Annotated in this window: 5 protein-coding genes; 1 reads left to right on the forward strand and 4 read right to left on the reverse strand. The window is 75.2% G+C overall.

From position 1 onward, the window contains the following. Nucleotides 1-155: 155 nt before the first annotated feature. Complete coding sequence (locus Sdagh_RS33285) at nt 156-1,346, forward strand: cytochrome P450 (RefSeq protein ID WP_190078090.1); 1,191 nt, start codon at nt 156-158, stop codon at nt 1,344-1,346. A 158-nt stretch (nt 1,347-1,504) separates the two neighbouring features. Here Sdagh_RS33285 and abc-f read toward each other — a convergent pair whose 3' ends face one another. From abc-f to Sdagh_RS33305, 4 genes are all read right to left on the reverse strand, one after another. Next, nucleotides 1,505-3,160 carry a ribosomal protection-like ABC-F family protein gene (gene abc-f / locus Sdagh_RS33290; RefSeq protein ID WP_190078091.1) on the reverse strand — a complete coding sequence of 552 codons (1,656 nt, stop codon included), beginning with the start codon at nt 3,158-3,160 and terminating at the stop codon, nt 1,505-1,507. Between the two features lie 237 nt (nt 3,161-3,397). Continuing rightward, complete coding sequence (locus Sdagh_RS33295) at nt 3,398-4,792, reverse strand: dihydrolipoamide acetyltransferase family protein (RefSeq protein ID WP_226536104.1); 1,395 nt, start codon at nt 4,790-4,792, stop codon at nt 3,398-3,400. After that, nucleotides 4,789-5,763 carry an alpha-ketoacid dehydrogenase subunit beta gene (locus Sdagh_RS33300; RefSeq protein WP_226536278.1) on the reverse strand — a complete coding sequence of 325 codons (975 nt, stop codon included), beginning with the start codon at nt 5,761-5,763 and terminating at the stop codon, nt 4,789-4,791. The genes Sdagh_RS33295 and Sdagh_RS33300 overlap by 4 nt, the downstream gene beginning before the upstream one ends. A 77-nt stretch (nt 5,764-5,840) precedes the next feature. Then, the gene (locus Sdagh_RS33305; protein ID WP_189416207.1) at nt 5,841-6,998 is read right to left on the reverse strand and encodes a thiamine pyrophosphate-dependent enzyme; all 1,158 of its coding nucleotides are present in this window, start codon (nt 6,996-6,998) and stop codon (nt 5,841-5,843) included. Nucleotides 6,999-7,311: the final 313 nt, after the last annotated feature.

Genomic DNA, 7,311 nt, shown 5'->3' on the forward strand with positions numbered 1-7,311 from the left:
ATGGGCGCCGCACCTGATGCGGCCATGACGGTCACCTGACGGGTCCGCCACGGCCCCGCTCGCCGTCACCGCCGGGTGAGCAGACTCACCGGGGACGAGCCGGGACGGCTCACCGGACGGTCCGCGACGATGCACGACGATGGACAGGGAGAGACATGGCAGCCAGCGCCACGCGCCACCCGTACCCCTTCGACCGAGCGGTCCCCACCGCGATCCCACCGCTGTACGAGGAGCTCCGCGAGACCGAGCGTGTCGCCGCGATCACCATGGCGACCGGTGACCCCGGCTTCCTGGTGACCCGTTACGAGGACGTCCGGTTCGTGCTGTCCGACCCGAGGTTCAGCGTCCGCCAGGACCTCCCCGGGGCGCCGCGCCTGACCGAGATGACCTTCGAGAGCGTCATGACGACGGACCCGCCCGTCCACACCCGGCTGCGGCGGCTGCTCTCCCGTGACTTCACGGCGCGGCGGATCGAGCGGATGCGCCCGCGCCTCGAGGAGATCGCCGAGGGTCTGCTCGACGAGATGGAGAAGAAGGGAGCGCCGGCCGACATCGTGGAGTCACTCGCCGTGCCGTTCCCCATCACCGTCATCTGCGAGTTGCTCGGGGTGCCCATGGTGGACGTCGCCCGCTTCCGCGGCTGGGCCGACACCATGGTCTCGCTGACCGGCTACTCCATGGAGGACTGGACCGCCGCCCGTGACGCCCTGGAAAGCTACTTGGACGGGCTCGTCGCCGCCAAGCGCGAGAACCCCGGCGCCGACCTGCTCAGCGCCCTGGTCGCCACGGCGGCCGAGGACAACGAGCTGACCGACCACGACGTCCGCTCCCTCTCGCTGATCCTGCTGCTCGCCGGTTACGAACCGGCCTCGAACCAGCTCGGCAGCAGCGTGCTGACGCTGCTCCGCTTCCCCGACCGCCTCGCGGAACTCCGCCGTGACCCGGGTCTGCTGCCGTCGGCGGTGGAGGAACTGATGCGGTACGCCCCCGCCGGCGACGGCGCCCTGTTCCGCGTCACCCTGGAGGACGTCACCATCGGGGACACCCACATCCCCGCCAACAGCGCGGTCCTCGCCTCGACCCAGGCCGCCAACTGGGACCCGCGCCGCTTCGACGACCCCACCGGGCTCAGGCTGGACCGGCCGGACAACCAGCACACCGCGCTGGGCCACGGCATCCACTTCTGCCTCGGCGCGGCACTGGCCCGGGTGGAACTCCAGGTGGCCATCGGTGCGCTGCTGCGCCGCTTCCCGCGGCTGGCCCTCGCCACCGACGAGTCGGGGCTTCGCTGGTCGAGTCCCGGTTCGATGCTCAGCGGGTTCGCCGAGATCCCCGTCACCTGGTGAGCCGCGGCGGCGCCGCCCCGCCGTACCCCGGTGGCATCCCGCTCGTCGCCCCGGCCGGTCCACCGGCCGGCGGTGTCCACCGGTACCCCGGTGGGTCCACGGCGGCGTCGGGCCGCGGTCCGCACCGCCCACCGGCGGGTGCGGACCGCGGCCCCGTGTCAGGCGTCGGGTGCGGCGGCCGGTGACGTACCGGCCGCCTGCGCGCGGCGCAGCACCCCGTCCCGCAGGTCCACCGGCTCGCCGCGGAACCGCGAGCGCAGCCGGCGGTCGTGCGAGACGATCACCACGGCGCCCGGGAACAGCGCCAGCGCGTCCTCCAGTTCCTCCAGCAGGGTCAGCGCCAGGTGGTTGGTGGGCTCGTCGAGCAGCAGCAGGTCCGCGGGTTCCACCACGAGGCGGGCCAGGACCAGCCGGCGCTGCTGCCCCACCGACAGCTCACCCACGGGCACGTGGAACGTGTCCGGGTCGAACAGGCCGAGCGAGGCGAGCTGTTCACGGTGTTCCTCCTCCGTGCCCGCCCGGCCCTCGGCGAACGCCGCCAGCAGCGGCTGCTGCGGCTTGCCGACGCTCACCTCCTGCGGCAGGTAGCTGATGCGGCCCTGCCGGACCACCTCTCCCTCGTCGGGCTCCAGGACGCCCGCGATGACGTCGAGCAGGGTCGTCTTCCCCGCGCCGTTGGGCCCCTGGACGAGCAGCCGGCTGTCCTGGCCGATGCTGAGCGAGCCGACCCGCAGCCGGTCGCCCACCACCACGTCCGTCAGCGTCACCAGGGGCGTCTCGAACGTCCGGCCGGTGCCCGCCAGTCCGGCGGTGAACCGCAGCGGGTCGGGCGGCCGGGGGACCGGGTCCTCCTCCAGCCGGCGCAGCCGTTCCAGGGCGTTGCGGACCCGGCTGCCGACCTGGCGTTCCGCCCGCAGCCCGTGGTTGAAGTACTGGAGCTTGTTGGAGTGGAAGCGGTTGGCGTAGCCCACCCGGTGGGCGGTGGTCACGCTGCGCACCCGCTGGAACTCCATGTCGTCCAGCCAGTTCTGGTACGCCTCCTCCCACCGCCTGCGGGCCGCCGCCTTCTCCTCCAGGTACCCCGCGTAGCCGTTGCCGTAGCGGTTGACGGTGTGCCGGTCGCCGTCGACCTCCAGGATGGTCTCGGTGACCCGCTCCAGGAAGACCCGGTCGTGGGAGACCGCGACGACCGTGCCGGGGAAGTCCCGCAGCCGGTTCTCCAGCCAGGCCATGGCCCGGTCGTCGAGGTGGTTGGAGGGCTCGTCGAGCAGCAGCAGGCCGGGCTCGGTGGCCAGCATGCAGGCGAGCGCGAGACGGCTCTGCTCGCCGCCCGACAACGCGCCGAGCGGACGGTCGAACGGGATGTGGCCGATGCCGAGTTCGTCGAGCATGGCCGCCGCACGGGCGTCGGCCGTGTAACCGCCGCGGGCCTCGAAGCGGTGGAGCAGCTCGCCGTAGGCGTCGAGTTCGGCGCGGGTCGCGGTGGCCATGCCGGACTCCAGGGAGCGCAGCCGGGCCTCCGTCTCGCGCAGGTCGGCCAGGGCCCAGTCCACCGCGTCGCGCACGGTGTAGTGGGCGGGCAGGTCGAGGGTCTGCCCCAGCAGCCCGACGCCGCCCTCGGTGTCGAGGGTGACCGTCCCCTCGTCGGGCTGCTCGACGCCCGCCATCAGACGCAGCAGGGTGGTCTTGCCGGCCCCGTTCTCACCGACGACGCCGACGGTGTCGCCGGGACGGATGCTGAAGGAGACCTGGTCGAGCACGGGGTGGTCGCCGAACACCTTGGAGACGTGGGAAAGCGTGAGTTGAGAAGGCATACGTAGAGATTTCCTCCGGAGACGGGTACGCCACAGCCCGGCCCTGGCCGCCGAGCGGCTCCGGCGCGGTGGACGCGCCTGCGGGCGAGGGGCTGTGGGGGACTGGGACATCCCGCCGACCGGTCAGAAGATCATGCCTTTCAGTGTAGCGGCCGGCTCCGCCGAGCGACAGCGGTTCGCCGTCGGGCGGGTCGGCGGCCGGCCCGTCGCGGGACCGGCCGCCGGTCGTGGTGGACGTCACAGGTGCAGCGCCAGGGTGCCGGGGCGGGTCACCGCCCGGGCCACGAGATCGAGGAAGCCTGCCGCGGTGGCCCCGTCGCAGACCCGGTGGTCGAAGGTCAGCGACAGCGGGGCGGTGCTGCGGGGCACCACGGTGTCCCCGTCCACCCAGGGCCTGCGCGCGATGCGGCCCACTCCGAGCATGGCCGTCTCCGGGTGGTTGATGAGGGGGACGGCGCCGTCCGTGCCCAGGACGCCGTGGTTGTTGAGCGTGAAGCAGCCACCGGTCAGTTCGTGCGGGGCGAGGGTGCCGTCCCGGGCGCCCGCGGTCAGCCGGGCGATCTCCTCGCCGAGCTGGGCGGTGGTGAGCCGGGCGGCGTCGTGCACCACGGGGACGACCACGCCGTGGTCGGTACGGGTGGCGATGCCGAGCCCGATCGACCGCGGCGGCCGGACGCCCACGGCCGTGCCGTCCGCGTCGTGGACCACGCGGGAGCCCAGCGCGGGGTAGCGCCCGAGGGCGGCCACGCACATCCGGGCGATGAGCGTGAGGACACCGACGCGCGGACCGGACGGCGTGTCGGCGGCGTCCCGGCACAGGTCGAGCAGCCCGGTGGCGTCCGCCTCCAGCCAGCAGGTCGCGGCCGGGATCTCCCGGTGGCTGTCCGTCACCTTCCTGGCGGCCGCCCGGCCGGCACCGGGCCAGAGGAGCACGTCGTCCTCCGGCCGGACCCCGGAGAGGAAGGCGGCCGGGGCCCGAGGGGCGGGTCCGGTGGGCGGGGCGTGGGCGGCAGGGGCGGCGGGCGGGCCGCCGTCCGGGCCGGACCCGTGCGCCGCCCCGGCGAGCGCCTCGACGGCCCTGAGCACGTCCGAGCGCCCCACGAGTCCGGCGGGGCCCGTGCCGGACACCGTCCGCAGGTCGATGCCGTGGTCGCGGGCGAGGCGCCGCACCAGCGGCGACACGACCGGCACCGGCCCACCGCGAGCCCCGGCCGGGGCGGGGGTAGGAGACGGGGCCGGCCCCGCGGCGGGGGCGGCGCCCCGGCTGCCGTAGCCGACGAGCACCGGTTCCCGCTCGGCGGGGTCCTCCCAGACCGGTGCCGCCGAGGAGGCTTCCGCCGCGCCCGGCATCACCGGCTCCGGCCGGGGACCGGCACCGGAGGCGTCGTCCTCCGCGATCACCACCAGGGGCGCCCCCACCGGCAGTTCCTCGCCGGCCACGCCCCGGCACTCCAGGACCTCGCCCGCGTACGGGCTCGGGATCTCGACCCGGGTCTTGGCCGTCTCCACCTCCACCAGGGGCTGGTCCACACCGACGCGGTCGCCCCGCCGGACCAGCCAGCGGACGACCTCCGCCCCGGTGAGGCCCTCGCCGAGGTCGGGCAGCGGGAACTCCCGCCGCACGGCGCTCACCCCTGCTCCCACTGGAGCCGTGCCACCGCGTCCAGCACCCGTTCCGCGCCGGGCAGGTGATGGTGCTCCAGCAGCGGTGGCGGATAGGGCACGTCGAACCCGGTCACCCGCAGCACCGGCGCCGCCAGGTGGTGGAAGCAGCGTTCGGTCACCCGGGCGGCGATCTCCGCGCCCGGCCCGCCGAAACCGGACGACTCGTGGACGACGACCGCGCGGCCGGTGCGCCGCACCGAGGCGCACACCGTCTCGTCGTCGAACGGCACCAGCGACCGCAGGTCGACGACCTCCAGGTCCCAGCCGTCGGCCCGGACCGCCTCCTCGGCGGCGGCCATGCACACCGGCAGGGACGGCCCGTAGGTGAGGAGCGTGGCGTCGCGGCCCGGACGCCGCACCACCGCGCGGCCGATCGGCGGGACGGCGTCCGGCGCCGCGGGCGACCAGGCGTCCTTCGACCAGTACAGGCGCTTGGGTTCGAGGAAGACCACCGGGTCGTCGGAGGCGATGGCGGCGCGCAGCAGCCCGTACGCGTCGGCGACGGTCGCGGGCGTGACGACGTGGAGCCCCGGAGTCGCCATGTAGTACGCCTCGGACGAGTCGCTGTGGTGCTCGACGCCGCCGATGCCGCCGCCGTAGGGCATCCGCACGACCAAGGGCAGCGGCAGCGCGCCCCGGGTCCGGTTCCGCATCTTCGCCACATGGCTGACCACCTGCTCGAACGCCGGGTAGGCGAACGCGTCGAACTGCATCTCCACGACCGGGCGCAGCCCGTACATGGCCATGCCGACGGCGGTCCCGAGGATGCCGGCCTCGGCGAGCGGCGTGTCGGTGCAGCGGTCCTCGCCGAACTCCGCCGCCAGCCCGTCGGTGACCCGGAACACCCCGCCGAGCGCGCCCACGTCCTCGCCGAGCACATGGACCGAGGCGTCGGCGCTCATCGCGTCCCGCAGCGCCTGGTTGAGGGCCCGGGCCATCGGGGTGGCGGCCGGGCGGGGGAGCGGTGCGGAGTTCTCCGCGGTGCCCGGCGGGGCCCCGGTGTCCTTGAGCGTGGTCATGCCGGGACCTCCCGGGGTGCGGCCGCCGCCCCGGCCCGAGCGGCCGCGGCCTGCTCACGCAACTGGGCGGTCGGACGGGCGTACACGTGCGTGAACAGGTCCTCCGGGCTGCCGGGGGGCGGCGTGTCGGGGAACGCGGCACGCTGCTCGGCGGCCGTGCGCTCGGCGGCCCCGGCCGCGGCGGCGGCGGTCTCCTCGTCGAGCAGCCCGGCGGCCCGCAGATGGTCCTCGGCCAGTCCCACCGGGTCGTGCGCGCGCCAGGCCGTGCGCTCGGCGTCCGAGCGGTAGCGGCGCGGGTCGTCGGCGTTGGTGTGCGGATCGATCCGGTAGGTCACCGCCTCCACCAGGACCGGCCCGGCGCCGCCCCGCGCCCGCGCCACGGCATCGCCGACCACCTGGTGGGCCGCGAGGACGTCGTTGCCGTCGACCAGGCGGCCGGCGACCCCGTACCCCACCGCCTTGTGGGCGATGCTCGGCGCCGCGTTCTGGCGGGCCAGCGGCACGGAGATGGCGAACTGGTTGTTCTGCACCAGGAAGACGACCGGCGCGCGCAGCACCCCGGCGAAGGTGAGCGCCTCGTGGAAGTCGCCCTCGCTGGTGCCGCCGTCACCGACCAGGGCGAGCGCGACCACGTCGTCGCCCCGCAGCCGGGCCGCGTGCGCCAGGCCCACCGCGTGCGGCAGATGAGTGGCCAGCGGAGTGCACAGCGGCGCCGTCCGCCACCGCCGCGGGTCCCAGCCGCCGTGCTCGCCACCGCGCAGCAGGGCCAGGGCCTGGGCGGCGGGCACGCCCCTGAGGTGGACCGCGAGCGTGTCACGGTAGGTGGGGAACAGCCAGTCCCCGGGCCGCAGGACGGCCGCGGCCACCGCCTGGCACGCCTCCTGGCCCGTCGAGGACGGATAGACCGCCAGACGCCCCTGGCGGGCGAGCGCGGTGGCCTGCTCGTTGAAGCGCCTGCCGCGTACGAGCGACCGGTGCAGCAGCCGGGCCGTCTCCGGGTCGGCGCCGGCCGCGGCCGGGGTGCCGATCACCCGCACCGGCGCGGTGTCCGGGAGCAGCGGCGCGGGATCGCGCAGCGGTCCCGCCGCACCGGGCCGCCAGGCCGCCGGGGCCGCCGCGTCGCGCGCCGTGCCGCTCTGCTCGATGCCGGGCATCTCACAGCCCCCGGTGCGCCGTGGGCAGCGGTCGGGCGGCCGGGGCGACGCCCCCGTGCCGCGTCCTCGCCGGTGCGGTGCGCATTCCCCGCTCCGGGAATTGCGGAGCGGCCGGCCTCGTGGATTCCGCGGCAGGCGGTCCATAAAAACGTCCGAGTGGTTCGCCCAGCGCTTTCCGCGTATTCCTCAGCATGGTCCTCACCCCATTGTGTCCGGTCACTTGCGGTGGCCGACGGGACGCCCGTGGGAAGCACGGGAAGACCGCGGCGTGGGAAACCTGATCGGCCGGAACGGAGCGGCGTGCCGACCGTCG

Origin of the sequence: Streptomyces daghestanicus (assembly GCF_020521275.1) — a bacterium.
GTDB classification, from domain to species: Bacteria; Actinomycetota; Actinomycetes; order Streptomycetales; family Streptomycetaceae; genus Streptomyces; species Streptomyces griseoviridis.

Coding starts and splice junctions, on each gene's coding strand:
- abc-f (WP_190078091.1), bottom strand. CDS start 3,160: ATGCCTTCTCAACTCACGCTTTCCCACGTCTCCAAGGTGTTCGGCGAC.
- Sdagh_RS33305 (WP_189416207.1), bottom strand. CDS start 6,998: ATGCCCGGCATCGAGCAGAGCGGCACGGCGCGCGACGCGGCGGCCCCG.
- Sdagh_RS33300 (WP_226536278.1), bottom strand. CDS start 5,763: ATGGCCCGGGCCCTCAACCAGGCGCTGCGGGACGCGATGAGCGCCGAC.
- Sdagh_RS33285 (WP_190078090.1), top strand. CDS start 156: ATGGCAGCCAGCGCCACGCGCCACCCGTACCCCTTCGACCGAGCGGTC.